Here is a 25857-nt window from a genome sequence, read left to right on the forward strand (position 1 = left end):
GAGCGGGCGGGCCGGGGCCCGCCCTTGATTCGGAATTCTCAACGAAAGGAGAAGCGCGATGAAATGTCCGGTCTGCAAGACACCCGACCTGCTGATGGCCGAGCGCCAGTCGATCGAGATCGACTACTGTCCGACGTGCCGCGGCGTGTGGCTCGATCGCGGTGAACTCGACAAGCTGATCGCACGCGAAACGGGCGATGCGCCGGCGCGTCGCGACGAGGTGCCGGTGCGGCACGATGCGCAGGCGCCGCGCGGGCGTGACGATGGCTGGGGGCGCGACGGCCGCTCGCACGACGAGCGTCACAGGCACGACGGCCAGCGTCGCAAGAAATCGGTGTTCGACCTGTTCGATTTCGATTGAACGTCGAACCTCGAATGCGATGGCGCGCGTACCACGCCGCGCGTCGAAAAAAGCCCCGCCGGGCGTCATGCCCGGCGGGGCTTTGTCATGCGCGTCGCGTGATGAACACGCGCCGGCGTTACGCGTTGCCGGCCGTCACGTCGATGCGGCGCGGGCGCGTTTCCTCGCGGCGTGGAATCGTCAGCGTGAGCACGCCGTCGCGCAGGCTCGCATCGATCCGCGACGTATCGAGATCGGGGCTCAGCACGAACGTGCGCACGAAGCGCGGCGCGCGGACTTCGGCATGACGCACGCGCAGGTCGGCCGGCGTGTCGATGCGCGTGTCGGCCTCGATCGTCAGCGTGTTGTCGTGCACCTTCACGTCGAGGTTCTCGCGCGGCACGCCGGGCAGGTCGGCGCGCAGCGTGACGCGCTGCCGGTCTTCGACGATGTCGACGGCCGGCGTGATCGCGGGCCGGCGCGCGGCTTCGGCGGCGGCGGACTGAGCGGCACCGGTCTGGCGTTCGGTCAGGGTCTGGCTCGTATTCATGTCGTTATCCTGAAGGTTATTGAACGGTGATCGCACGCGGCTTCGATGCCTCGCGCCGGCCGACGCGAATCAGCAGGCAGCCGTTTTCATAGCGGGCGCTGACGTTGTCGGCGTCCGCGTTCTGCGGCAGCTCGACGACCCGGCGGAACGCGCCGTGAAAGCGCTCCTGCGCATAGGTGCGCACGTCGTCGCCGGCCTCGTGCGGCAGGGGCTTGCGCTCGCCGCTGATGGTCAGCAGATCCTTGTCGATCGAGACGTCGAAGTCGGCCGCGGCCATGCCGGGGGCGAACGCGACGATCTCGATCGCGTCGTCGGTCGCGCCGACGTTCAGCGCGGGGAACGCGCTCGGCCGCACCGCGCGGATGCCGGTGGGGAGCTCGCCGAACAGGTTCGCCATCTGCCGCTGCACGCGGGCGAATTCGTCGAACAGGTCGTTGCCGAAATGAATACCGCTCATGAAGGTCCTCCGGAACATGAAACGCGAAAGACGCGACGACGCGACGCCGATGGCGCGTGCGACGCACGGTTTTCCGCTGAGTCGAAACGGGGGCAGTGCGCGTGACCGGCACTGCCTGGCAACGGGTAATTAGAGGCGCCGCAGCGGTTTTCAAGAGGGAAACTGCAACCTGCGTCAACGCGTCGTGACGGGAATCGATGCGACAATCGTCGCGCTATCCACAGACCACGGAGACGGTACGGACATGGACATTCAACGCATCGCGATCGTCGGGGCCGGCGTGATCGGCGCGAGCTGGGCGGCTTTCTATCTGTCGAAGGGCTTCGACGTCGTCGCGACCGATCCTGCACCGCAGGCCGACGCGCGGTTGCGCGACGCGCTCGCGGCATTCCTCGGCGAGCGGGCCGCCGAACTTTCCGCGCGGCTGTCGTTCGACGCGGATCTCGTGCGTGCGCTCGACGGCGTCGATTTCGTGCAGGAAAACGGCCCCGAGCGGCTCGACCTGAAGCGCGCGCTGTACCGTCGGATGGACGATGTGCTGCCCGCGCGCGTGCCGATCGCATCGAGCTCGTCGGGCCTGAAGATGTCCGAGATCCAGACCGCGTGCGACAAGCATCCGGAACGCTGCCTGATCGCGCATCCGTTCAACCCGCCGCACCTGATTCCGCTCGTCGAGCTGGTCGGCGGCGACGCGACCGACCCGGGCGTGATCGCGCGCGTGAAGGATTTCTACGACGCGCTTGGCAAGCAGACGATCGTGCTGAACAAGGAAATGACCGGCCACGTCGCGAACCGGCTCGCGGCCGCGCTGTTTCGCGAGGTGTATCACCTCGTCGGCGAAGGCGTGGTGAGCGTCGCCGATGCGGACAAGGCGGTCGCGTGGGGCCCGGGCTTGCGCTGGGGGCTGATGGGGCAGTGCCTGACCTATCACCTCGGCGGCGGCGCGGGCGGGATCGCGCATTTCCTCGAACACCTGTCGGGCCCGATCACGACGTGGTGGGACGACCTCGGCACGCCGTCGTTCGATCCGGCCGTCGATCGCAAGCTGAACGACGAACTGCGCGCGATCCAGGGCGAGCGTTCGATGCAGGAACTGGCGGCCGAGCGCGACCGGCTGCTCGTCGAGCTGATCGACGCGCGGCGCCGCAGCTTCCTGCCCTGAGCGCGTCGTCGCGCCGCGTGTCGGCCGGGCCCGTGAAGGCTATTGCTGCACGGCCGTTTGCGGCGCTTGCGGCGTCTGCGCGAGCCACGCGGGCTGTGCGGCCTGCACCAGTTCGCGATTGCGCGCGCGCGTCGCGGCATTCGGCGGATAGTTGCCGTCGTTGGTCGGCAGTTCGCCGTCGAGGTAGGCCTGTTTCAACTGGGCGACGACTTCCGCGCGCGTCAGGCCCTGCGCGGGGGCGCCGGCATCGGTTTGCGCAAAGGCGGGGGACAGCAGCGCGGCTGCCGCGGTCGCGACGGCGAATCGCAAGACGTTCATGGTGTGCTCCGATCAAGGGGACGGGACAGCGGACGCGCGGCACACTGCCGTGCATTCCGATGGCGCCCATTGTCGCGAGCGGGTACTGCGCGGACGCTGACGCGTTCCGGGCAAGACTGTCAGTTGCGCGCTGACGCCGCGGTGCGGCGGCGTCGGCGTGACGGCCAAGGCTATCGTCGTTACAGCTCGGCCGCCGCCGCGATCAACGTCGCTTCGAGCGCGAGCGTCGAGCGCGACGCGGCCGCCGGCCGGTCGATCACGTATTCGAGCTCGCCGAGCTCGGGCAGCCCCGCGTCGAGCCGCGCGAGTCCGGCCGGAATCACGTAGCCGGCGAACGCGCTGACGCCGAGCCCGGCGCTCGCGGCCGCGCGCAGCACCGCGATGCTGCTGCTCACGACGGCGATCCGGTAAGGGCGCCCGACCGCCTCGAGCGATTCGAGCACGCGGCGGCGCGACACGCTCGGCTCTGGATGCATCGCCAGCGGCAGCACGGCCTCGTGGCCGGTGATCCGCGAATCGGGGCCGGTGCACCAGTACAGCGGTTCGCTGCGGATCACGCGGCCGCGCCGGCTGCCCGCGACGCGCTTCGCGAACACCAGATCGTGACGGCCTTCGTCGAGCGCATCGAACAGGTCGCCCGACAGCCCGGTCGAGATCGCGAGCTCGACTTCCGGATTGCGCTGCACGAAGCTCGCGAGCGCGGCGGTCAGGTGCGCGGACGCGAAATCCTCCGACATCGCGAGCCGCACCTTGCCCGACAGCGGCGGGCCGCATACCGACGTGACGGCCTCGTCCATCAGTTCGAGGATGCGCACCGCATAGCGGAACAGCGCGTCGCCGTGCTGCGACAGGTGCACGTTGCGCGTGTCGCGCTCGAACAGCGGCCGGTCGAGCAGCTCCTCGAGGCGGCGGATGTGCTGGCTCACGGTCGACTGCGACAGGCTCACGCGCTCGGACGCGGCGGTGAAACTGCCCGACTGGGCGACGGCGACGAAGCTGCGCAGCAGCTCGGGCGGTAATGGACGCATTGCTAAATCCACTGAATCGGTTTCGACAACTTCATAAATGGCCGGATGGAGCGGCGCTAGTATCGGATCACGCCCCGGTGCGGCCCATGCAAACGGGGCGCACCGGACGCGTAGCCCGTGTCGCGCCGCCGGCTGCCTCGGTCAGTCTAAGCCATCCGGCGTCCGGCCCGAAACCGCATCATCCCATCGACCGCCCGAGAACGCGCTCGCACGACGAGCCGCCGGGCCGCGGCGCCCCGCCGCGGGAGACCGATCGTCCGCGCCCGGGACCGCCGTGCGGGCCTGGCTCCCGCACGCGTCAGGCGCCCGTCACGAAGAGACTGGAGACGACTCATGATCATCTACGGAACCGCGCTGCTGGCGTTCTGCCATCTGGCCGGACTGTTCCTCGGCGACCTGCTGGGCGCCGCGATCGGCGTGAAGACCAACGTCGGCGGCGTCGGCATCGCGATGCTGCTGCTGATCTGCCTGCGCCTGTGGCTGCACCGGCGCGGCTGGCTGCCGAAGGAGACCGAGGCGGGCGTCGGTTTCTGGGGCGCGATGTACATCCCGGTCGTCGTCGCGATGGCCGCGAACCAGAACGTCGTCGCCGCGCTGAAGGGCGGGCCGGTCGCGCTGCTGGCCGCCATCGGCGCGGTCGCGATCTGCGCCTGCTGCATCGCGGTACTCGTGCGCACGGGGCGCGACGACACGGCCTTCGCGGGCGTGCCGCAATTCGAAGAACAGTGACGGAGGCCGCCATGCTGCAGATGCTCGAAAAAACCGTCGCCCACAACGGGCTCGTCGCGTCGTTCGCGCTGGTCGGCCTGATCATGTGGCTGTCGTCGATCGCGTCGCGCAAGCTCACCTTCGGCCGCGTGCACGGCTCCGCGATCGCGATCGTGATCGGTCTTGCGCTCGCGTATGCCGGCGGCGCGTTCACCGGCGGCGAGAAGGGGCTGGCCGACGTTCGGCTGTTCGCGGGCGTCGGCCTGATGGGCGGCGCGATGCTGCGCGATTTCGCGATCGTCGCGACCGCGTTCGAAGTGCAGCCGACCGAGGCGCGCAAGGCCGGCCTCGTCGGCGTCGTGTCGCTGCTGCTCGGCACGGTGTTGCCGTTCATCGTCGGCGCGTGCATCGCGCGCGCGTTCGGCTATACCGATGCGGTCAGCATGACGACCATCGGCGCGGGCGCCGTCACCTACATCGTCGGGCCCGTCACGGGCGCGGCGATCGGCGCGAGTTCCGACGTGATCGCGCTCAGCATCGCGACGGGGCTCGTGAAGGCGATCATCGTGATGGTCGGCACGCCGGTCGCGGCCAACTTCATGGGCCTGAAGACGCCGCGCTCCGCGATGATCTTCGGCGGCCTGGCCGGCACCGTCAGCGGCGTGAGCGCGGGCCTTGCCGCGACCGATCGCCGGCTCGTGCCGTACGGCGCGCTGGTCGCGACGTTCCATACCGGCGTCGGCTGCCTGCTCGGGCCGTCGGTGCTGTTCTTCACGACGCGCGCGCTGGTCGGCGCATAGCCGTCGCGTGCGATTCCGGCGGCACACGCGTGCAGCCGGCATGCGCGGGCCCCGGCGGGCCGCATCCATCGCGGCGTCCTCTGAGTCGCATTCGTCAACATCATCAATCGGCGGCGGCGCCAGGCTTAGAATGCCGCTGAACCATCGAAGCGGGAGAACTGTTCATGACGGGATGGAATCACGCGCGGCAGGCGCGCGATGCACGCCTCGCGGCCGGCGCGGCCTTCGCGCGCGGCAAGCGGGTCGATGCGCGCGACACCGTCGCGTTGCTCGAAGCGGTGCTGCGGCCCGGCGACCGCGTGTGCCTCGAAGGCGACAACCAGAAGCAGGCCGACCTGCTCGCGACGGCGCTCGCCGACGTCGACAGCGCGAAGATCCACGACCTGCACATGGTGCAGTCGGGCGTCGTGCTGCCCGAGCATCTCGACGTGTTCGAGCGCGGGATCGCGAAGCGTCTCGACTTCGCGTATTCCGGCCCGCAGTCGCAGCGCATCGCGAAGCTGCTGTTCGGCGGCAAGATCGCGCTCGGCGCGGTGCACACCTATCTCGAGCTGTTCGCGCGCTACTTCATCGACCTCACGCCGCAGGTCGCGCTGATCGCGGCGGTCAGCGCCGATGCCGACGGCAACCTGTACACCGGCCCGAACACGGAAGACACGCCGACCGTCGTCGAGGCCACCGCGTTCAAGGACGGCATCGTGATCGCGCAGGTCGACCGCATCGTCGACAAGGTGCCGCGCGTCGACATTCCGGGCGACCGCGTGCATTTCGTCGTCGAGGCCGGCCGGCCGTTCTACGTCGAGCCGCTGTTCACGCGCGACCCGGCCGCGATCACCGAGACCCAGATCCTGACCGCGATGCTCGCGATCAAGGGCCTCTACGAACCGTACGGGATCAAGCGCCTGAACCACGGGATCGGCTTCAACACGGCCGCGATCGAGCTGCTGCTGCCGACCTACGGCGCGAAGCTCGGGCTGAAGGGCAAGGTCTGCACGCACTGGGCGCTCAATCCGCACCCGACGCTGATTCCCGCGATCGAATCGGGCTGGGTCGAGCAGATCCACTGCTTCGGTTCCGAAGTCGGGATGGACGACTACATCCGCGCGCGTTCCGACGTGTGGTTCACGGGCCCCGACGGGTCGCTGCGCTCGAACCGCGCGTTCTGCCAGACCGCCGGCCTCTATGCATGCGACATGTTCATCGGCTCGACGCTGCAGATCGACCTGTCCGGCCATTCGTCGACGGTCACGGCCGAGCGGATCGCCGGTTTCGGCGGCGCGCCGAACATGGGCAGCGACGCGCGCGGCCGGCGTCACCCGAGCGAGCCGTGGCTGAAGGCCGGCGCGGAAGCCGACCCCGACACGCCGGCGGCGCTCAGGCGCGGCCGCAAGCTGGTCGTGCAGATCGGCGAGACGTTCGGCGACAAGAACGTGCCGATGTTCGTCGAGAAGCTCGACGCGCTGAAGCTCGCGGACAAGCTGCAGCTCGACCTCGCGCCGATCATGGTCTACGGCGACGACGTCACGCACATCGTCACCGAGGAAGGGATCGCGAACCTGCTGATGTGCCGCGACAAGGACGAACGCGAGCACGCGATTCGCGGCGTGGCCGGCTATACGGACGTCGGCCGCGGCCGCGACCGGAAGATGGTCGAGCGGCTGCGCGAGCGCGGCGTAATTCGCCGCCCGGAGGATCTCGGCATCGATCCGCTCGACGCCGACCGCCGCTGGCTTGCCGCGCGCTCGATCAAGGACCTCGTGCACTGGTCGGGCGGGCTCTATGCGCCGCCGGCCCGGTTCCGCAACTGGTGAGGAAGAGGGCATGGAACAGTTGAACTATCGCTTCACCGCGCGTGCGCGCGCGCAGGGCGAACTGGTCACGGCGCTCGTCGGCGTGGTCGCGTCCGGCAATCTCGAGGTGCTCGTCGAGCGCGTGCTGCCGGGCAATGAATGCGAGATCGACATCCGCACCGCGGCGGTCGGTTTCGGCGCGGTGTGGCAGGCCGTCGTGTCGGACTTCGTCGAACGGCGTGCGCCGGGCGGGCTGAAGCTGTCGATCAACGACGGCGGCGCGCGGCCCGACATGGTGTCGCTGCGGCTCGCACAGGCCGTGCGCGCGATCGAGGGGGAAGCGTGATGACCGACGTGATCCACGACGCACCCGCGTTCGTCGCGAACGGCGCGAGCTGGTACGAAGCGTCGGCGCGCCAGCGCGTCGACGGGCTGCTCGACGCGGGCAGCTTCACGGAATTCCTCGGGCCGGGCGAGCGCGTGACGAGCCCGCACCTGCCGCTGTTCGACCTGCCGCAGCAGTTCGACGACGGGATGGTGGTCGGCCACGGCCGGCTCGACGGCAAGCCGGTGTTCGTCGCCGCGCAGGAAGGCCGCTTCATGGGCGGCGCGTTCGGCGAAGTGCACGGCGCGAAGCTCACGGGGCTGTTGCGTGCGGCGCGCGAACTCGGCACGCCGGTGCTGATCCTGTTCGATACGGGCGGCGTGCGGCTGCAGGAAGCGAATGCGGGCGAGCTCGCGATCGCCGAGATCATGCGTGCGCTCGTCGAGGCGCGTGCGGCCGGCGTGCCGGTGATCGGGCTGATCGGCGGGCGCGCGGGCTGCTACGGCGGCGGCGGGCTGCTCGCCGCGTGCTGCTCCGCGCTCGCGGTGTCCGAGCAGGGGCGCATCAGCGTGTCGGGGCCCGAGGTGATCGAGACCAATCGCGGCGTCGAGGAATTCGATGCGAAGGACCGCGCGCTGATCTGGCGCACGATGGGCGGCAAGCACCGCCGGCTGATCGGCGGCGCGGATCGCTATGTGGCCGATACGCCCGACGCGTTCCGCGCGGCCGCGCTCGAACTGCTCGGCCGTGCGCCGAAGTTCGATGCGGCGATGCTGCGCGCGGAGCAGGCGCGTCTCGAGGCGCGGGTCGGACGGTTCGGCGCCTGCAAGGATGCGCTCGACGTGTGGCGTGCGCTCGGCGCGAGCGAGCCGGAAGCGATTCCCGGCATGCCCGACGACGCATTCGCGACGCTCGCCGACCAGTTACAGGACCAGAAATGAAACGACCCCCACGCTCACTTCGTTCGCTGTCGACCGGCGTTGGCGCTTCAGCGCTTGCTCCGGTCCCATGCATGGTTCCCCCCGAGGGGGCGCCTGCCGTTCGCGGCCGTTTTTGCAAAGCCGGCCGGCCGCGCGGTCGCGCAGCGATGCTCCGCGAATGTCCCGCTACGCCCCTTGGGGCGGCCCGGCAGGAGGCAGCATGACGCTCGATGAAGTGCTGAACGCGCTGTTTCCCAACGGTCATTCGATCGAGCGAACCGGCGGCCTGCTGACGGGCCACGCTGATCCGACCGGCACGCGCGTCGACGTGATCGGCGTCGCGGACCGGCTGCCGTTCGGCATCGACGAAGCCTTGACGCTCGCGTCGCACGTGCTCGACACGATCGAGCGCGGCGGCGACACGCCGATTCTCGTGCTCGTCGACAGCGACAGCCAGCGGATGAGCAAGCGCGACGAACTGCTCGGCCTGAACGAGGGGCTGTCGCATCTCGCGAAATGCCTGATGCACGCGGAGCTTGCCGGGCACCGGACCATCGGCCTGCTGTACGGCCATACGGCCGCGGGCGCGTTCATCGCGACCGCGCTCGCGACGCGCACGCTGCTCGCGCTGCCGGGTGCCGAGCCCGAGGTGATGGACCTGCCGTCGATGGCGCGCGTGACGAAGCTGCCGATCGACGTGCTGAAGGAGATGGCGCGCGCGACGCCGGTGTTCGCGCCGGGGCTCGACAACCTCGTGAAGATGGGCGCCGTCGACGCCGTGCTCGATCCGGCCCGCGCGCTCGACGCGCAGGTCGGCGAATGGCTCGGCCGGCCGGTCGATCGCACCGACGCTCGTGCGGCGCGCGGCCGGCCGGTCGCGGCCGACGTCGCGCGGCGCGTCGAGGCACTCGCGCGTGCCGCACGCTGACACGCCGCTGCGCCGCCACACGCTCGTCACGCTGACGGCGGCCGGGTGGCGCGCGGCCTGCGCGCGCGATCCCGCGCTGGCGGCCGAGCCGCTCGTGCAGGCGTGGGTTGCGCACCGCTGGCCGCTGATCGTGCGCCGCGCGTCGCCCGACGAGGCCGAGGCGGGGCGCGTGCCGCTCGGCTTGCCGCTGCCGCCTTCCGCGGGCAAGCGGCGCATCGCACTGAACGTCGCCGCCGACGCGCTCGCGTCGGTCGGTCCGCTGCCCACGCTCGGTGAGGTGCTCGCGGTCGCCCCCGACGCATGGCACGCGACGCTGCGCGAGCTGGATGCGCTCGGTGCGCGCTGCGGCGTGCAGGGCCGCGTGTTCGGCAGCCTCGCGTGGCAGGCGCTGACGGGCGAGCGCTACCTGAGCGCGTCCTCCGATCTCGACGTCGTGTTTCCGCTGCCGGACGCCGCATCGCTCGCCGTGCTGCTCGACGGCCTGGCGGCGCTCGACGCGCGCGCGCCGATGCGCATCGACGGCGAACTGCTGCGCGACGACGGCGCGGGCGTGAACTGGCGCGAACTGCATGCGCGGCTGCCTGAAGTCGCGGTCAAGACGGCGATTGCCGTCGAATTGATGTCTGCCGATGCATTCACCGGAGACACGCGATGAGTGCCTGGGCCGCCTGCCGCGCGACGGCGCCGTCCGACGCCGAGCGCCTTGGCGAACTCGCCGAGCGCAGCCTCGTGCTGGAAATCGAGACCTATCCGAAGCCGGGCCTCGTCAGTCACGTCGACACCGGCAGCCATGCGGACATGGACGCCGTGACGTTCGCGCGCAGCGCGGCCGTGCTGCGGCCGTACTTCGCGGAACTCGCCGACGCCGGCGCGCGCGACGCGGACATGGCCGTGCTGCGCAAGATCGGGCTGCGCGCGGAACACGCGATGCTCGCAGCCACCGGCGGCGTCAACACGCATCGCGGCGCGATCTTCGGGCTCGGGCTGCTGTGCGCGGCGGCCGGCCGCCGCACGGTGCCCGGCACCGCGGCACGTACGATGACGCTCGGCGCGTTCGTCGCGCGGCGGTGGGGCACCGACATCCTCGGCGGCCCGCGGCTGCCCGACAGTCACGGCGAGCGCGCGAGCCGCCGCTACGGCGTCGGCGGCGCGCGTCGCGAGGCGGCCGACGGGTTCGCGACCGTGTACGGCGTCGGGCTGCCGGCGCTGCGCCGTGCGCGGCGCTGCGTGCCGGACGACCCGGAGGCCGCGCGCGTCGACGCCTGCTTCGCGCTGATCGCCGCGCTCGACGATACGAATCTGCTGCACCGGGGCGGGCAGGGCGGTCTCGATTTCGCGCGGGCCACGGCACGCGCATTCGTCGCCCGCGGCGGCATTCGTGCCCGCGACTGGCGGCTGCGCGCGGTCGCCGCGCACCGTGCGTTCGTCGCCCGTCGGCTGAGCCCGGGCGGTGCGGCCGACCTGCTGGCGATGAGCGTGTTCGTCGATGCGCTCGAGGTGGACGAAGCGGACGAAGCCGACGAACCGGACGAGGAGGGACGATGACGCTGGCGATCCTGTGTTCGGGGCAAGGCGCACAGCGTGCGGACATGTTCGAGCTGACCGGCGCGGTGCCGCACGCCGATGCGCTGTTCGCGCACGCCGGACGGCTCCTCGGCGACGATCCGCGCGACTGGGTGCGCAATGCCGAACCGGACGCGCTGCGCGAGAACCGCGCCGCGCAGATCCTCTGCACGGTGCAGGCGCTCGCGGCGACCGCGTTGCTCGAGGCGGTGTGGCCGCGGCGTCGTTGTGTCGCGGGATACAGTGTCGGCGAAGTCGCGTCGTGGAGCGTCGCGGGGATGATCGATCCGCACGACGCGCTGGACCTGGCCGATGCACGTGCGCGCGCGATGGATGCCGCGAGCGGCGGCGATGAACGGATGGTGTTCGTGCGCGGGCTGACGCGTGCGCGGCTCGCGCAACTCTGCGACGGCCGCGACGTGGCGATCGCGATCGCCAATCCCGGCGATGCGTTCGTGCTGGCCGGGCGGCAGGCCGACGTCGCCGCGGTGGCCGACGATGCGGCACGCGACGGTGCGCTGCGCGTCGCGCCCGTGTGCGTGCGGATCGCGTCGCACACGCGCCGGCTCGCGTCGGCGGTGCCCGCGTTTCGCGCGGCGCTGGCCGCCGTGCACGTGCGCCGGCCGTTGCCCGGTACGCGACTGTTCTCGGGGATCGACGGCGCGTCGGTGCTCGATGTCGACGCGGGGCTCGACAAGCTCGCGCGCCAGATCGCGGAGCCGGTCGAGTGGGCGGCCTGCCTGGCCGCGTGCGTCGAGGCCGGCGCGACCGCGTTTCTCGAACTCGGCCCGGGCCGCGCGCTGGCCGAGATGGCGGGCGGCGCGTATCCGGCGCTGCCGGCGCGCAGCGTCGCGGATTTCCGTTCCGTCGACGGTATCGCGAGCTGGCTCGCGCGCGTCGCGGCCGGCTGACCGGCGGCGCGCAAGCGGCCGGATCACACGCGTCGGAACCGCTTCAGATCCGGTTCAAACCCGGCTCAAACCGCGCCTTCCGGCCGGTCGTTGCGCGTCGGGTGTTGCGCCGGCGCAGCAGCGCTGCAGCAGGCGCTTGTCACGCGTATTGGCGTCGCTACAATTGCGCCCGCCATGAGACCAGCCGCCTTCCTCGTCGCCGCGCTTTGCTGCGCGGCTGCCGCCCACGCCAGCCCGATTCCGTCCGATGCCGCATCGGTCGGCACGTACTTTTCGTATGACAATGCGGCGGCCGACGCGACCGTCGACCTGATCGGTCAGGCGCAGCGCCGCGTGCTGCTGGCCGGCTACGCGTATGTGCCGCCCGCGGTCGCGGCGGCGCTGCGTGCGGCGCGCTCGCGCGGGATCGAAGTGCGGGTCGTGCTGGTGCGTTCGTCGCGTGCGGGCAAGTACAGTGGCGCGGGCTATCTGAAATCGGCAGGGATCGACGTCGCGATCGATTCGCGGCACGGCGATCCCGCGCCGCGCTTCGTGATCGTCGACGACAGCGTCGCGCTGACGACGCTGTCCGACGGCGCGGCCGCGCACGCGGAAACGGTGAACGTGTTCCACCGTGCACCGGAACTCGCGCAGTCGTACGCGCAGTCGTTCTGGCGACTGTACCGGCAGGCCGGCGGGCTCTGACCGCTGAACGGCGGCCCGCCCGGGCGAACTCCCCCATCCTTTGCGCTGCCGCCATCCGCATGCCGCGCACGCCGGTTTGACCCCGCTTGCATCGGCGCGCCCGATGAACCATGCTCGTTGGACAGGCGCCGGCGACGGGTGTCGCGCATCCGGCGCAACGGCAGGGAGCCGATCGTGACCGAGTGTTTTGCTGATCGCACCGACGCGGGTCGCCAGCTTGCGCACGCGCTGCACGACTATGCGGGGCGTCGCGACGTCGTCGTGCTCGCGCTGCCGCGCGGCGGCGTACCGGTCGCATTCCCGATCGCGCAGGCGCTGTGCGCGCCGCTCGACGTGCTGGTCGTGCGCAAGCTCGGCATGCCGTCCGATCCCGAATTCGCGATCGGCGCGATCGCGACCGGCGGGGCGATCCACCTGCAGCACTCGGCGATCCGCTCGATGGGGGTGTCCGATGCCCAACTGGCCGACGTGATCGTGCGCGAGACCGCGGAACTGCAGCGCCGCGACATGCTGTACCGCGGCGTGCGGCCGCCGCTGCCGGTCGACGGCCGCATCGCGATCGTCGTCGACGACGGCGTCGCGACCGGTGCGTCGATGCGCGTCGCACTGCAGGCGCTGCGCGAGCGCCATCCCGCACGCATCGTGGCCGCCGCACCCGTCGCGCCGGCCGGCGCCCGGCATGCGTTCGACGATCTGGCCGACGCGTTCGTGACGGTGTTGCAGCCGCTGTCGTTCTTCGGGATCAGCCAGTTCTACGCGCGTTTCGACCAGACCGGGGACGACGAGGTGCGTGCGCTGCTCGATGCGGCCCGCGCGCCGGACGACGACATCACGTCCGCCTGATCCGGCGCCGGCGCGATCCTGGGCGATCGGCCTCGGCCTGCGCGAACACGCGCTGCAGCGCCGGATGAACGTCGCCGTGCCAGTGCGCGCCCGTGAACAGCCCGTAGTGATCGCAATCGTCGATATCGAGACGCTGACGCTCGCCGGCCGCGAGGCTGCGGCACATCTCGAGTGCCGCGTGCGTCTGGCCGGCGCCGGTGACCGCGTCGCGAGCGCCTTCGACCGTCAGCAGCGCGACGCCGCGCAGCGCGGCCGGCTCGACGCGCTGGCCGCCGACGTCCCACGTGCCGTTCGCGAGGCACATTCGCTGGAACACGATATCGACGGTATCCAGGAAGTATTCGGCCGGCATGTCGAGCAGCGCCGTGTATTCGCGCAGCGCACGCCGCGCGTCCGCCAGCGCCGTCAGGTCGAAGTGCGACGCGGCGTGCGCGTAGTCCTCGATCAGCGTCAGGAAGCGTTGCGGATACAGCAGCGCGATCTCGCCTTGCTGAAGATAGGTCGGGAACACGTGCCGGCCACGGCCGGGGAAGCAGGGCGGCACGATGTCGATCAGGTGGCGGCGGCACCACGCGAGCGAACGCGACGCGGCCGTGGTGCCGAGCGTGGTCGGGTTGACACGCGCGTCGAGCGGCCCGCCGATCAGCGTGACGCTCGCGGGTGGTGCGAGGCCGCGCGCGGCGCGCAGCGCGAGTGCGCCGAGCGCGGGAACGGTGGCCTGGCACACGGCGACGACGTGCAGCGGCCGCTCGTCGCGGGCGAGCGCGTCGACGAAGCCGTCGAGCGTCGCCACGTACTCGTCGAGCCCGAAGCGGCCCGCCGCCTGCGGGACGTCGCGCGCATTGACCCAGTCGGTCACGCAGACGTCGCCGTCCGCGAGGAGCGCCTCGACGGTCTCCCGCATCATCACGGCCGCGTGCCCCGCGAGCGGCGCGCACAGCAGGACCGTGCGCCGCGCCTCGTCGCGAGAGAAGCGCCGCAACTGGCAGAACGGCGTGCGCGCGACGATCCGCTCGTCGACGGCCGGGCGCCGGATCTCGAAGGACGGCGGTCCCGCGGCCGGCCCGAAGAGCGGCTCGAACAGGTCGTCGTAGCACGACGACGCGGCGTGCGGCAGCGTCGCGGCGGGCCATACGTCGAACGCGTGACGTGTCGCCGCGCGCCAGGCGCGCATCCATTCCCGCTGCTGCTCGACGACGGCATACCACATGGCAAACCTTGGGGCGGAAGAGGCGTGAATCTGCATTATGGTCACTCTGGCCGCGCAGCGGGTGTCGGATACGTGACCGGGTGACGCGCATCAAGCACGCGCGGCGCTAGGCGGCGACGCACGGCGCTGCTACAGTCGTCGGTCCCATTCCCTCACGCGGAGCGTTTGCGATGAAGTTGATCGGCATGCTGGATTCCCCGTTCGTGCGCCGTGCAGCCATTTCGGCGAAGCTGCTCGACCTGCCGTTCGAACACGAGTCGATCTCGGTGTTCCGTCAGTTCGACCAGTTCCGGACCTTCAACCCGGTCGTGAAGGCGCCGACGCTCGTGACCGACGACGGTGCGACGCTGATCGATTCGTCGCTGATCGTCGACTACCTCGATCATCGCGTCGCGCCGGAGCGGCGCCTGCTGCCCGACGCCGCCGATGCGCGGCTGCGCGCGCTGGTGCCGGTCGGTTTCGCGCTGGCGGCGGCCGAGAAGACGGTGCAGGTCGTGTACGAACAGGCGCTGCGGCCGGCCGACAAGCAGCACGCGCCGTGGCTCGAGCGCGTGCTGAGCCAGCTCGAGGCCGCGTATGGCGAACTCGAGCCGCTCGTCGCGGCCGCGAACGGCTGGCTCGGCGGCGCGCGCCTGCTGCAGTCCGACGTGACTGTCGCCGTCGCATGGCGTTTCACGCAGTTCATGGCCGCCGATTACCCGGCGCTCGCGCGGATCGATCCGGCCCGTTATCCGGCGCTCGCCGCGCATTCGGCGCGCGCCGAAGCGCTGCCGGCGTTTGTCGAGACACCGCTCGACTGAAGCCGGCGCCGGCGGCATCGGCAGGCCGGGGGCGGGGCGGCGCGACCGGTCAGGCCCCGCCGGTGCCGGCATCCAGCGCGCATCGGTCCGGCCGGCGGTAAGCGGATGCCCGGCCGGCCGTTTTCATCCGGCGCGGCATCCGGAAAACCCCCTCGCGTCGATCCGTTCGCGTTCCCAAGCCGCCGCTCGCCACCCGCTCGGGCCCGCCCGGCAAGGCGCAGCCGATTGTTCTCCGCCGCTGACAAGTGACTTCGCATTCGTGCTGTTTATCCGGATGCGGCCGATCCCTAGAATCCACTCCATCGAATATGCATTGCCTGATGGAGCCGATGATGAGAGCCCTGATCGAATCGAGCCTGTACCACCCGTCCGTCGTGTTGCCGCTTGCCGCGCTGACGCAATTGATGGTCGAGCGCGATTTCAATCTCGGCCAGGTCGGCCTGATCGTCGCCGCGCGTGGCGCGCAGGCTGCGGTGTCGCGTTCGCGCGCGCTGATCTTCTGCCGCCACTGCGAAGCGCATGCATAAAAAAAACGCCCGGCCGGCGCAAGCCGGTCGGGCGGATCGGATCGATCGGGCCCCGGCTTTTGCCGGGGCTTTTTCATGGACGACGCTCAGGCGCGCGCGGTCGACACGACGCCGTAGATTTCCGCGTCGTCTTCCTCGCGCAGCTGGCGCACCAGCTGGTGTGCCTCGCGGCGCGACGCGACGGCCGGCGGCGAGCCCTTGAGCGGCTGGCGCGCGGTTTCGGCGAGCGCGACGACCGACACGATGCCGATCACGGCCGCGCCCATCATGTAGTACGCGGGCATCATCAGGTTGTGGGTCACGTCGACGAGCCACGCGGTGACGAGCGGCGTCGTGCCGCCGAACAGCGACACCGACACGTTGAAGCCGATCGCGAGCGCGCCGTAGCGGATCTCGGTCGGGAACAGCGCCGGCAGCGCCGACGGCATCACGCCGGTGAAGCACGACAGCAGCACGCCGAGGATCAGGAGGCCGCTGAACACCGACGCGGTGGTGCCCGCATGGATCAGCATCATCGACGGGATCGACAGCACCAGCAGGCCGACGCAGCCGGCCAGCATCACGGGCTTGCGGCCGATCCGGTCCGACAGGCGGCCGGCGGCCAGCGTCAGCGGCATCATCAGCACCATCACGATCAGCACCAGCACGAGGCTGTGCGATTCGTCGAAGTGCAGCGTCGACGACATGAAGCTCGGCAGGTACGACAGCACCATGTAGTCGGTCACGTTGAAGATCAGGACGAGGCCGACGCAGAGCAGCAGCGCGCGCCAGTTGCGCATCAGCGTTTCGCGGAAGCGCGCCTTCGGCACGGCCTTGTCCTGCGCTTCGCGCTCTTCAGCCTGGCGCTTGAACGCCGGCGTTTCCTCGAGCTTCATCCGGATGTACAGGCCGATCAGGCCGAGCGGGCCCGCGATCAGGAACGGCACGCGCCAGCCCCACGACAGCAGCGCTTCCTGCGACAGCGACGCGGTGAGCAGCGCGACCACGCCGGCGCCCATCACATAGCCGATCAGCGTGCCGAACTCGAGGAAGCTGCCCATGAAGCCGCGCCGCTTGTCGGTCGAGAACTCGGCGATGAAGGTGGCGGCGCCGCCGTATTCGCCGCCGGTCGAGAAGCCTTGCACGAGACGGGCGACGAGCAGCAGCACGGGCGCCATGATGCCGATGGACGCGTAGCTGGGGATCAGGCCGATCGCGAAGGTGCCGACGGCCATCATGATCATGGTGGCGGCGAGCACGCGCTGGCGGCCGATGCGGTCGCCGAGCGGGCCGAACACCATGCCGCCGAGCGGGCGCACGAGGAACGCGGCGGCGAACGTGCCGAAGGTCGCGAGCAACTGCGCGGACGGGCTGCTGGACGGGAAGAACACCTTGCCGAGCGTGACGGCGATATAGCTGTAGACGCCGAAGTCGAACCATTCCATCGCATTGCCGATGGCCATCGCGCTGACGGCGCGCTTGAGCAGGCTCTGGTCGACGACGGTAATGTCGTCCGCGGCGAGCGGGGCCTCGCCGGACGACGGGGAGGAAGAAGCAGCGGTCGGGCTGACGTGTGTTGCGGTCAAGGTCATGCACTCCTTTGACTGCGCCGGAACGGGCGGGCCGTCCGACACGGTTTGCCGGCGAGCGCGATGTCGTGTGCTGCGCGTCGGGGCAAGCCTTTAAGCACTTACTGCACATGGGGCGGTAAAGAGCCGTAAGGGACTGCTTCGACGCGGGCCCGATGGGCCGTCGCGACGGTGCGCTCATGAAGAATGGGCCGCGTGATGCGAGCGGCAGATGCCGGCGCGGACGGAGTCCGGCGTTCCGGCAAGCGCCCCGGAGGGGCAATGAAACGAGAAAAGCGGGCCTGTCGGGCGGGCTTTCCTGTGGATGCAATTTCGGTCGAAGCACCGGCCCGCAACGCGCGGACGGACTTCTTGCGAAATCGAATAGACAGAGATTGAATGTTGAAACAGGCGACATGATAGCACGATGACAGACGATCGTGCAAATTGCCCGGAATCCCCCGTCTGGCGGCGGTTCCGGCGGGGCCGGCTCCGGTATGATCGGCGGCGCGCGGCGGGGTCGCGCGGCCCGCTGGATCGGGGCCGAATCTGCGAGGAACCGGATGACCGAACTGATCAGGATTGCGGCGCTGTTCGCCGTCACTGCACTGGCCGAGATCGTCGGCTGCTACCTGCCTTGGCTCGTGCTGAAGGGCGGGCGGCCCGTGTGGCTGCTGGTGCCGGCCGCGCTGTCGCTCGCGTTGTTCGCGTGGCTGCTGACGCTGCACCCGAGCGCGGCGGGGCGCACGTATGCGGCGTACGGCGGCGTGTATATCGCTGTCGCGCTGATCTGGCTGCGGGCGGTCGACGGCATCGCGCTGACCCGTTGGGATGTGGCGGGCGCGCTGCTCGCGCTCGGCGGGATGGCCATCATCGCGCTGCAGCCGCGCGTTTAAGCGCGGCTGCAGGCGCGATTCGGGCGCGACCCGGGCAAAGCCGCGTCAGGCAGCTTCAGCGGCGTCCGCGTCGGCGGACTTGCGCCACACGCAGGTGCCCTTGACCGACTTGTCGAGTTCGTCGAGCTGGGTCTGGTGAGCGGTGAGCTCGTCGTCGCTCGCCGCGAGCACCGGCAGGTCGAGCGACGCGAGCGCCACGCGCTGGCCGTTCGCCGCGCCGCCGTCGGCGCCTGCGTCGTCGAGCATGTCGATCACGAGGCTGTCCTGGCCGCGCGTCATCGCGAGATAGACCTCGGCGAGCAGCTCCGAGTCGAGCAGTGCGCCGTGCAGCGTGCGGTGCGCGTTGCTGATGCCGAACCGGTCGCACAGCGCGTCGAGCGAGTTGCGCTTGCCGGGGAACATCTGCTTGGCCTGCACGAGCGTGTCGATCACGCCGCCGCAATGCTCGGTGAACGGCGGCAGGTCGAGCCGCGCGAATTCGGCGTCGAGGAACCCGAGGTCGAACGGCGCGTTGTGGATGATCAGCTCGGCGTCCTTCACGAAGTCGCGGATCTGGTCGGCGACTTCCGCGAACTTCGGCTTGTCGCTCAGGAATTCGGTCGTGAGGCCGTGCACGGCCAGTGCGCCCGGATCGCTGTCGCGCTCGGGGTTCACGTAGATGTGCAGGTTGTTGCCGGTGAGCCGCCGGTTGAGCAGCTCGACGCAGCCGATTTCGATCAGGCGGTCGCCCGTGCGGGGGTTCAGGCCGGTGGTTTCGGTATCGAGAATGATCTGGCGCATGTCGGATAAATCGGGAAAGACAGTAGGGCGGCCTGCGTTCAGGCTGCGATTCAGGCCGCGAGCGATTCGACGCCGCGATTCGCGAGCGCGTCCGCGCGTTCGTTTTCGGGATGACCCGCGTGGCCCTTCACCCAGCGCCACTCGACCTCGTGCTGCGCGACGAGCGCGTCGAGCCGCTTCCACAGGTCGGCGTTCTTCACCGGGGTTTTCGATGCGGTGATCCAGCCCTTCTTCTTCCAGCCGTGGATCCACTCGCTGATGCCTTTCTGCACGTATTGCGAGTCGGTATGGACGATCACGCGGCACGGCCGCTTCAGCGCCTCGAGCGCGGCGATCACGCCCATCAGTTCCATGCGGTTGTTGGTCGTGTTGGGCTCGCCGCCGAACAGCTCCTTTTCGCGGTCGCCGTAGCGCAGCAGTGCGCCCCAGCCGCCGGGGCCGGGGTTGCCCTTGCAGGCGCCGTCGGTATAGATGTCGATGGTGTCGGTGGTCATGAGTGTTCTTGATGGGTGGTCGGGGTGGCCGCCGGCGTCAGGCCCGGCGCGAGCACGGGCTTCTTCATCTTGATCGGGCCGATGAGGCGCATGCCGCGCACGCGCTTGACGGCCGTGACCATGTAGACGGCGCCGAAGATCGGCCACCAGCGGTCGCCGGCGGCTTCCATGAAGCCGTAGCGGGAAAGCCATTTGTCGGTGACGAGCGGCGGCCGGTAGCAGCCGAAGCGGCCGCGCTCGAGATCGAAGCCGAGCAGCTTGATCCAGTCCTTGAGCCGGATGAACGCGATCTGGTCGCGCGCGGCCGGCACGAACGGGCGGTTCGCCATGCGCCCGAACGACTGCCGCATGCCCCACAGGCTCAGCGAATTGAAGCCGGTGATCACGAGCTGGCCTTCCGGCATCAGCACGCGTTCGGCCTCGCGCAGCAGGCGGTGAGGGTCGGACGTGAATTCGAGCGTGTGCGGCATCACGATCAGGTCGACGCTCTGCGACTCGAACGGCAGGTCGAGCAGGTCGCACCACGTCGTGCTGCGATCGGACGGCGCATGTTCGGGCGCCGGCGCCTCGCGTGCCCACGGATACTGGTAGGGCGCGCTCGCGCCGCTCGCCGGATCGAGCACGAGGCCGCGATACGGCATGCGGTTCTCACGCAGCGCATCGAGCTGCGGCAGGCCGAGCTGCAGCGCGTGAAACCCGAAGACGTCGGACACGATCCGGTCAAGCTGCGCCTGCTCCCAGTCCAGCACGTAGCGGCCGGGCGGCGAGTCGGTCCAGGCGGGCCAGTCTATAATTTGACGATCGGACATAACGATGATTGCGTGCCCATGAACGAGCTGGAATACGTGCCGGTGCCGGCATTCGAAGACAACTATATCTGGCTCGTCTCGGACGGCCGCGATGCGATCGCCGTCGATCCGGGTGAAGCCGCGCCGGTACGCCGTGTTCTTGCGGAACGCGGATGGCGCTTGACCGCTATTTTACTCACGCACCATCACGCCGACCACGTCGGCGGTGTCGAGGCGCTGCGCAATAGCCAACCGGACGATGCGCCGCTGACCGTTTACGGCCCCGCGGCCGAAGCGATCGGGGTGGTCACGCGGCCGCTTTCCGGCGGTGATCGCGTGACGCTCGACGCACCGGCGCTCGCCTTCGACGTGCTCGACGTGCCGGGTCATACGCGCGGCCACATCGCCTATTTCCAGGCGGCCGGGCAGGGCGCCGCCACCCCTCACGTGTTCTGCGGCGACACGCTGTTCTCGTGCGGCTGCGGTCGCCTGTTCGAAGGCACGCCCGCGCAGATGCTCGCGTCGCTCGACGCGCTCGCGGCGCTGCCCGGCGACACCCGCGTGCATTGCGCACACGAATACACGCTGTCGAACATCCGCTTCGCGCTCGCATGCGAACCGGGCAATGCGGCGCTGGCCGCCTGGCGTGACGACGCGCAGGCGCTGCGCGCGCGCGGGGTGCCGACGCTGCCCACCACGATCGCGCACGAACGTGCCGTCAACCCGTTCATGCGGGCGGACAGCGCGGCCATCCAGGCGACGCTCGAGGCCGAACTGCACGAAACGGTGCCGGATCGTCTGGCGGCATTCACGCTGATGCGCGAGTGGAAAAACCGGTTCCGATGACGATTTCCGGAGGACTCCAAACCTCAGGTGGTGTCTGTAAAAATTGCTCCAAATGTAGGATTTCGCTGAGTTTTCGGTGTTTTTATTGACGTGAAGCACGCACTTCCGTAGTATCGCCAGCAATTTCCAGCCGTCGGAAGCCGAGATTTTCATGCGACTTATATTGAGTGCGATGGTGGTCCTGCTGCTCGCCGCTTGTGCGAGCCAGGCTCCTGTCGCCAACAACGCCGCCGATTCGCAGGCGACGTCCAACTACCTCCGTAAATCAGCCACCGCCAAAGAAACTGTCGACGTCGACAAGCAATCGGTCGGCGACCTGACCAGTGCGGACTCCGATCTCTGGGGTCGCATCCGTCGCGGTTTCCAGATGCCGGACCTGCAGAGCGACCTCGTCGACATGCAGACGACCTGGTACACGCAACGCCCCGATTACGTGCAGCGCATGACCGAGCGCTCGCAGAAGTACCTGTATCACATCGTCGAGGAACTCGAGGCGCGCCACATGCCGACCGAGCTCGCGCTGCTGCCGTTCATCGAATCCGCGTACAACCCGCAGGCGCTGTCGGTCGCGAAGGCGGCCGGCATGTGGCAGTTCATGCCGGGCACGGGCCGCACGTACAACCTGAAGCGCAACATGTGGCAGGACGAGCGCCGCGACGTGCTCGCGTCGACGAGCGCCGCGCTCGACTACCTGTCGCGCCTGCATGACATGTTCGGCGACTGGTATCTGGCGCTGGCCGCGTACAACTGGGGCGAGGGCAACGTGCAGCGCGCGATCGCGCGCAACCAGGCGGCCGGCCTGCCGACCGACTACCAGAGCCTGCGGATGCCGAACGAGACGCGCAACTACGTGCCGAAGCTGCAGGCGGTGAAAAACATCATCGCGAATCCGCAGCAGTTCGGCCTGGCGCTGCCGGAGATTCCGAACCACCCGTATTTCGTGACGGTCACGACGTCGCGCGACATCGACGTGGTGGTGGCCGCGAAGCTCGCGAACCTGTCGCTCGACGAGTTCCGCTCGCTGAACCCGTCGTTCTCGAAGCCGGTGATCCTCGGCGCGACCGAGCCGCAGATCCTGCTGCCGTTCGACAACGCGGCGGCGTTCGAGAAGAACCTGAAGGCGTACAACGGCCAGTTGTCGACGTGGACCACCTATACGGTCAGCGAGCGTGCGCGCCCGGCCGCGATCGCCGAGAAGATCGGCGTGGACGCCGATACGCTGATGTCGGTCAACAAGATTCCGGCCGGCATGCGCCTGAAGCCGGGCTCGACGATCGTCGTGCCGCGCGGCGATGACGACGACGAGGACATCAGCGCGGACGTCGCGGAAAACGGCGTGCTTGCGATGGAGCCTGATGTGCCCGACACGCGCAAGATGCTGATCCGCGTGCGCCGCAAGCAGTCGATGGCGGCAATCGCCGGGCGCTACGGCGTGTCGGTCGCGCAGCTGAAGGCATGGAACCGCACGCATCGCGATCTCGCGATGCCGGGCCAGGCGCTCGTGCTGCACGTGCCGGTCGGCCGTGCGGTGCCGGCCGAGCCGGGGCCGGAGCGGATCGCGACGTCGGCCGCCGGCGCGCATATCGAGCGCGCGAGCCTGTCCGTCGGCGGCAAGTCGCGCGGCGCGAAGCACGGTGCCGCGAAGCCGGCGGCCCGCGCGGCGAAGGCTGCGCCCGCCAAGGCGGCGCCGAAGGCCGCCGCGCACAAGGGCAAGAAGAAGTAACGCGGTCGCGATCGCGTCGCGGTGCCCGACCGGGCCGCGCGATTGCGTTATCATCCGACGAAACGTGTAGCAACGCCGTCACCGAGGTGACGGCGTTTTCATTTGTGCGCGGCAACGGGGCCGCTGCTTCGCGGGGGCCGGAGTCACAAGGAGGGGCGATGTCGTCGGTGCAGGTGAGGGTGCTCGCGCTGTTTGCGGTCGGGTATTTCGTGTCGTATGTGTTCCGCGGCGTCAATCTCGGCTTTGCGCCGTTCGTCACGCACGAGCTCGGACTGTCGGCCGCCGATCTCGGGCTGCTCACCAGTCTCTATTTCCTGGGCTTCGCCGGCGCGCAGATTCCGGCCGGCGTGCTGCTCGACCATTTCGGCCCGCGCCGCGTGGCGGCCGGGATGCTGCTGTTCGCGGCGGCCGGCGCCGCCGTGTTCGGCGTCGCGCACGACCTCGGCACGATGATGGCCGGCCGGCTCCTGATCGGCGTCGGTGTATCGGTGTGTCTCGGCGCGGCGTTCAAGGCGCTCGCGCAGCATTTTCCGGTCGGCCGGCTGCCGCTCGTCAACGGTCTCGTGATGGCCGTCGGCGGCCTGGGCGGCGTCGCGGTCGGCTCGCCGCTGACCTGGCTGCTCGGCGTGACGAACTGGCGCATGATCTGCGGCGGCCTCGCGGTATTGACGATCGTCGTCGCGGCCGCGATCGGCTTCAGTGCGCCGGAGGCCGAGCGGCCGCGCCACCAGGGCGGGCTCGTCAGCCAGTTCAAGGGTACGTGGCACATCCTGGGCAGCCGCGCGTTCTGGAAGATCTCGTCGTTCTCGATCGTCACGCAGGGCGTGTTCTACGCGATGCAGTCGCTGTGGGTCGGCCCGTACCTGCGCGACGTCGCGGGGTTCGATGCGCCGCACGCCGCGCGGCTCGTGTCGGTGCTCGGCTTCGCGATGATGGCCGGCTGCGTCGGCTTCGGCGCGGCGGCGCGCGTGCTCGAGCGCCGCGGGGTGTCCGTCCAGGCGTTCTGCGGCGTCGGCATGGCGCTGTTCGTCGCCACGCAAGCTGCCATCGTCGCGCGCGTGCCGCTGCCGCCGGCCGTGCTGTGGGCGGCCTATGGAATGTTCGGCGGCGTCGGGATCCTGACCTATGCGGTGCTGGCCGGTCACTTCCCGGCCCATCTGATCGGCCGCGCGAATACGACGCTGACGCTGGTGATCTTCGTGCTGATCTTTGCGTTCCAGATCGGCATCGGTGCGGTCCTTTCGTACTGGCCGGCCGTGGACGGTCATTACCCGGCCGCCGCGCACGTCACCGCGTGGAGCGTGCTGCTCGCGCTGCAGCTCGCGAGCGCGGTCTGGTCCGTATGGCCCGCGCGCAGTGCTGGCAAGCACGTTGATCCGGCGGTACGCTGACGGGTAGGGCGGCTGAAAAACGGGGCCGCAGCAAGGAATGCCGCGTGCGACGGCACGGCATCACGCGTGCGGCATGCGCGATCGGACGGCCATATCGATTGAAGATAAGGCCATTTTCGGGCTATAATTTGAAAGTTTGTGCTGATCAACCTCGCACCCTAGCGCCTACCTCACTCATCCCGTTCATCCGCCGCACGCCGCCTGTCGGGCGATGCCGCGAAGCCTCGTGCGCCACGCGCCGGGTTCGCGTCTCGACAACGCAGGTCGCGTCCAGCTAGCGACTCCGCGCGCCTACGCAGCGCGGCGCTCGCGCGGCAGGGTAAACAGGTCGGCAGCAGGGTGTTCCCCAAGGAGCCTCCCGTGTTGCCGTCTTTTTCTCCCGCCTTGCTTGCACTCGCCGACGGCACGGTCTTTCGTGGTTATTCGATCGGGGCCGAAGGCCACACGATCGGTGAAGTCGTGTTCAACACCGCGATTACCGGCTATCAGGAAATCCTGACTGATCCGAGCTACGCGCGTCAGATCGTCACGCTCACCTACCCGCATATCGGCAACGTCGGCGTCAACGCCGAAGACGTCGAAGCCACGAAAGTCCATGCCGCCGGCCTGATCATCCGTGATCTGCCGACGCTCGCATCGAACTTCCGCATGGACCGCACGCTCGGCGATTACCTGCGCGACGAAGGCGTCGTCGCGATCGCCGGCATCGATACCCGCAAGCTGACCCGTATCCTGCGCGACAAGGGCGCGCAGAACGGCTGCATTCTGGCCGGTTCGGACGACGAGGCGAAGGCGATCGAGCTCGCGCGCTCGTTCCCGGGCCTCGCGGGCATGGATCTCGCGAAGGTCGTGTCGACCACGAAGCCGTTCGAGTGGAAGCAGACCGAATGGCGCCTCGGCAGCGGCTACGGCATGCAGGAAGCGCCGAAGTACCGCGTCGTCGCGTATGACTTCGGCGTCAAGTACAACATCCTGCGCATGCTCGCGGAGCGCGGCTGCCACGTGACGGTGCTGCCGGCCGAGGCGAGCGCCGCCGACGCGCTCGCGCTGAATCCGGACGGCATCTTCCTGTCGAACGGCCCCGGCGATCCGGAGCCGTGCGACTACGCGATCGCGGCGACCAAGGAATTCATCGAGCGCGGCGTGCCGACCTTCGGCATCTGCCTCGGCCACCAGATCATGGGCCTCGCGGTCGGTGCGAAAACGCTGAAGATGAAGACGGGCCACCACGGCGCGAACCACCCGGTGAAGGATCTCGGCGACGGTCGCGTGGTGATCACGTCGCAGAACCACGGCTTCGCGGTCGATGCGGATTCGCTGCCGGCCAACGCGCGCGTGACGCACGTGTCGCTGTTCGACGGCACGCTGCAGGGCTTCGAGCTGACCGACAAGCCGGCGTTCTGCTTCCAGGGCCACCCGGAAGCGTCGCCCGGCCCGCACGACATCGGCTATCTGTTCGACCGTTTCACCGCACTGATGGACGCGGCGAAGCAGCGCAACGCCTGACGCAACCGAAGAACGGGAGATT

29 protein-coding genes are annotated in these 25857 nt (G+C 69.6%); 20 read left to right on the forward strand and 9 right to left on the reverse strand.

Annotated elements, in window-relative coordinates:
• Positions 1-58 precede the first annotated feature (58 nt).
• Positions 59-361 carry a zf-TFIIB domain-containing protein gene (locus tag U5771_RS18795; RefSeq protein WP_322025359.1) on the forward strand — a complete coding sequence of 101 codons (303 nt, stop codon included), beginning with the start codon at positions 59-61 and terminating at the stop codon, positions 359-361.
• Between the two features lie 118 nt (positions 362-479).
• Here U5771_RS18795 and U5771_RS18800 read toward each other — a convergent pair whose 3' ends face one another.
• The gene (locus U5771_RS18800) at positions 480-890 is read right to left on the reverse strand and encodes an Hsp20/alpha crystallin family protein (protein WP_322025360.1); all 411 of its coding nucleotides are present in this window, start codon (positions 888-890) and stop codon (positions 480-482) included.
• 16 nt (positions 891-906) lie between these two features.
• Positions 907-1347 (reverse strand): Hsp20/alpha crystallin family protein, encoded by a 441-nt coding sequence (locus tag U5771_RS18805; protein ID WP_322025361.1) that lies wholly within the window; start codon positions 1345-1347, stop codon positions 907-909.
• A 244-nt stretch (positions 1348-1591) separates the two neighbouring features.
• Between U5771_RS18805 and U5771_RS18810 the strand changes: the two genes are divergently transcribed.
• Positions 1592-2509: a 3-hydroxyacyl-CoA dehydrogenase NAD-binding domain-containing protein gene (locus U5771_RS18810; RefSeq protein WP_322025362.1), complete on the forward strand. Its 918-nt coding sequence runs from the start codon at positions 1592-1594 to the stop codon at positions 2507-2509.
• 39 nt (positions 2510-2548) lie between these two features.
• On the opposite strand, the gene U5771_RS18815 is transcribed toward U5771_RS18810, so the two are convergent.
• Together U5771_RS18815 and U5771_RS18820 are read right to left on the reverse strand one after the other, a co-directional pair.
• Positions 2549-2827 (reverse strand): DUF4148 domain-containing protein, encoded by a 279-nt coding sequence (locus U5771_RS18815; RefSeq protein WP_322025363.1) that lies wholly within the window; start codon positions 2825-2827, stop codon positions 2549-2551.
• Between the two features lie 179 nt (positions 2828-3006).
• On the reverse strand, positions 3007-3855 hold the full coding sequence (locus U5771_RS18820) for a LysR substrate-binding domain-containing protein (RefSeq protein ID WP_039322076.1): 849 nt from the start codon (positions 3853-3855) through the stop codon (positions 3007-3009).
• A 333-nt stretch (positions 3856-4188) separates the two neighbouring features.
• Here U5771_RS18820 and madL point away from each other — a divergent pair, with 333 nt between their 5' ends.
• The 11 genes from madL (at position 4189) to U5771_RS18875 (ending at position 13327) form a co-directional block, all read left to right on the forward strand.
• The gene (gene madL / locus U5771_RS18825) at positions 4189-4584 is read left to right on the forward strand and encodes a malonate transporter subunit MadL (protein ID WP_044844919.1); all 396 of its coding nucleotides are present in this window, start codon (positions 4189-4191) and stop codon (positions 4582-4584) included.
• A gap of 11 nt (positions 4585-4595) precedes the next feature.
• Positions 4596-5363: a malonate transporter subunit MadM gene (madM, locus tag U5771_RS18830; protein ID WP_322025364.1), complete on the forward strand. Its 768-nt coding sequence runs from the start codon at positions 4596-4598 to the stop codon at positions 5361-5363.
• 164 nt (positions 5364-5527) lie between these two features.
• Positions 5528-7174 (forward strand): malonate decarboxylase subunit alpha, encoded by a 1647-nt coding sequence (gene mdcA / locus U5771_RS18835; protein WP_322025365.1) that lies wholly within the window; start codon positions 5528-5530, stop codon positions 7172-7174.
• A gap of 10 nt (positions 7175-7184) precedes the next feature.
• Positions 7185-7499, forward strand: a complete 315-nt coding sequence (mdcC, locus tag U5771_RS18840; RefSeq protein WP_322025366.1) for a malonate decarboxylase acyl carrier protein — start codon at positions 7185-7187, stop codon at positions 7497-7499.
• The gene (locus U5771_RS18845) at positions 7496-8419 is read left to right on the forward strand and encodes a biotin-independent malonate decarboxylase subunit beta (protein ID WP_322025367.1); all 924 of its coding nucleotides are present in this window, start codon (positions 7496-7498) and stop codon (positions 8417-8419) included. Before mdcC ends, U5771_RS18845 begins: the two co-directional genes overlap by 4 nt.
• 199 nt (positions 8420-8618) lie before the next feature.
• Positions 8619-9326, forward strand: a complete 708-nt coding sequence (gene mdcE / locus U5771_RS18850) for a biotin-independent malonate decarboxylase subunit gamma (protein WP_322025368.1) — start codon at positions 8619-8621, stop codon at positions 9324-9326.
• Entirely contained in the window at positions 9313-9981 is a 669-nt protein-coding gene (mdcG, locus tag U5771_RS18855) for a malonate decarboxylase holo-[acyl-carrier-protein] synthase (protein ID WP_322025369.1), read from the forward strand. Before mdcE ends, mdcG begins: the two co-directional genes overlap by 14 nt.
• Entirely contained in the window at positions 9978-10871 is an 894-nt protein-coding gene (gene mdcB, locus U5771_RS18860; protein WP_322025370.1) for a triphosphoribosyl-dephospho-CoA synthase MdcB, read from the forward strand. The genes mdcG and mdcB overlap by 4 nt, the downstream gene beginning before the upstream one ends.
• Positions 10868-11800, forward strand: coding sequence for a malonate decarboxylase subunit epsilon (gene mdcH, locus U5771_RS18865; RefSeq protein WP_322025371.1), 933 nt, complete (start codon positions 10868-10870; stop codon positions 11798-11800). The genes mdcB and mdcH overlap by 4 nt, the downstream gene beginning before the upstream one ends.
• 162 nt (positions 11801-11962) lie before the next feature.
• Positions 11963-12484 (forward strand): phospholipase D-like domain-containing protein, encoded by a 522-nt coding sequence (locus U5771_RS18870; protein ID WP_322025395.1) that lies wholly within the window; start codon positions 11963-11965, stop codon positions 12482-12484.
• A 174-nt stretch (positions 12485-12658) separates the two neighbouring features.
• A complete protein-coding gene (locus U5771_RS18875) occupies positions 12659-13327 on the forward strand; it encodes a phosphoribosyltransferase (RefSeq protein WP_322025372.1) in 669 nt (222 codons plus the stop codon).
• On the opposite strand, the gene phaZ is transcribed toward U5771_RS18875, so the two are convergent.
• Entirely contained in the window at positions 13314-14537 is a 1224-nt protein-coding gene (gene phaZ / locus U5771_RS18880) for a polyhydroxyalkanoate depolymerase (RefSeq protein ID WP_322025373.1), read from the reverse strand. The two genes, U5771_RS18875 and phaZ, sit on opposite strands and share 14 nt — an antisense overlap.
• Positions 14538-14707: 170 nt before the next feature.
• On the opposite strand from phaZ, the gene U5771_RS18885 reads away from it, so the two are divergent.
• Positions 14708-15337, forward strand: a complete 630-nt coding sequence (locus U5771_RS18885) for a glutathione S-transferase (RefSeq protein ID WP_322025374.1) — start codon at positions 14708-14710, stop codon at positions 15335-15337.
• Between the two features lie 329 nt (positions 15338-15666).
• On the forward strand, positions 15667-15864 hold the full coding sequence (locus U5771_RS18890; RefSeq protein WP_044844954.1) for a hypothetical protein: 198 nt from the start codon (positions 15667-15669) through the stop codon (positions 15862-15864).
• An 86-nt stretch (positions 15865-15950) separates the two neighbouring features.
• On the opposite strand, the gene proP is transcribed toward U5771_RS18890, so the two are convergent.
• On the reverse strand, positions 15951-17435 hold the full coding sequence (gene proP / locus U5771_RS18895; protein WP_322025375.1) for a glycine betaine/L-proline transporter ProP: 1485 nt from the start codon (positions 17433-17435) through the stop codon (positions 15951-15953).
• A 539-nt stretch (positions 17436-17974) separates the two neighbouring features.
• Between proP and U5771_RS18900 the strand changes: the two genes are divergently transcribed.
• Positions 17975-18307, forward strand: a complete 333-nt coding sequence (locus U5771_RS18900) for a YnfA family protein (protein ID WP_322025376.1) — start codon at positions 17975-17977, stop codon at positions 18305-18307.
• A 45-nt stretch (positions 18308-18352) separates the two neighbouring features.
• Here U5771_RS18900 and dnaQ read toward each other — a convergent pair whose 3' ends face one another.
• The 3 genes from dnaQ to U5771_RS18915 are packed head-to-tail and all read right to left on the reverse strand — an operon-like array spanning position 18353 to position 20390.
• Complete coding sequence (gene dnaQ, locus U5771_RS18905) at positions 18353-19087, reverse strand: DNA polymerase III subunit epsilon (protein ID WP_322025377.1); 735 nt, start codon at positions 19085-19087, stop codon at positions 18353-18355.
• A 50-nt stretch (positions 19088-19137) separates the two neighbouring features.
• Entirely contained in the window at positions 19138-19581 is a 444-nt protein-coding gene (rnhA, locus tag U5771_RS18910; protein WP_124601428.1) for a ribonuclease HI, read from the reverse strand.
• Complete coding sequence (locus U5771_RS18915) at positions 19578-20390, reverse strand: class I SAM-dependent methyltransferase (protein ID WP_322025378.1); 813 nt, start codon at positions 20388-20390, stop codon at positions 19578-19580. Before U5771_RS18915 ends, rnhA begins: the two co-directional genes overlap by 4 nt.
• Positions 20391-20408: 18 nt before the next feature.
• On the opposite strand from U5771_RS18915, the gene gloB reads away from it, so the two are divergent.
• From gloB to carA, 4 genes are all read left to right on the forward strand, one after another.
• Positions 20409-21215 (forward strand): hydroxyacylglutathione hydrolase, encoded by an 807-nt coding sequence (gloB, locus tag U5771_RS18920; RefSeq protein ID WP_322025379.1) that lies wholly within the window; start codon positions 20409-20411, stop codon positions 21213-21215.
• Positions 21216-21366: 151 nt separating this feature from the next.
• Positions 21367-22938 carry a transglycosylase SLT domain-containing protein gene (locus U5771_RS18925; RefSeq protein ID WP_322025380.1) on the forward strand — a complete coding sequence of 524 codons (1572 nt, stop codon included), beginning with the start codon at positions 21367-21369 and terminating at the stop codon, positions 22936-22938.
• 158 nt (positions 22939-23096) lie between these two features.
• On the forward strand, positions 23097-24329 hold the full coding sequence (locus tag U5771_RS18930) for an MFS transporter (RefSeq protein WP_322025381.1): 1233 nt from the start codon (positions 23097-23099) through the stop codon (positions 24327-24329).
• A 360-nt stretch (positions 24330-24689) separates the two neighbouring features.
• The gene (gene carA / locus U5771_RS18935) at positions 24690-25835 is read left to right on the forward strand and encodes a glutamine-hydrolyzing carbamoyl-phosphate synthase small subunit (protein ID WP_322025382.1); all 1146 of its coding nucleotides are present in this window, start codon (positions 24690-24692) and stop codon (positions 25833-25835) included.
• Positions 25836-25857: the final 22 nt, after the last annotated feature.

Origin of the sequence: Burkholderia sp. BCC1977, from assembly GCF_905339595.1 — a bacterium.
Classification (GTDB): Bacteria; Pseudomonadota; Gammaproteobacteria; order Burkholderiales; family Burkholderiaceae; genus Burkholderia.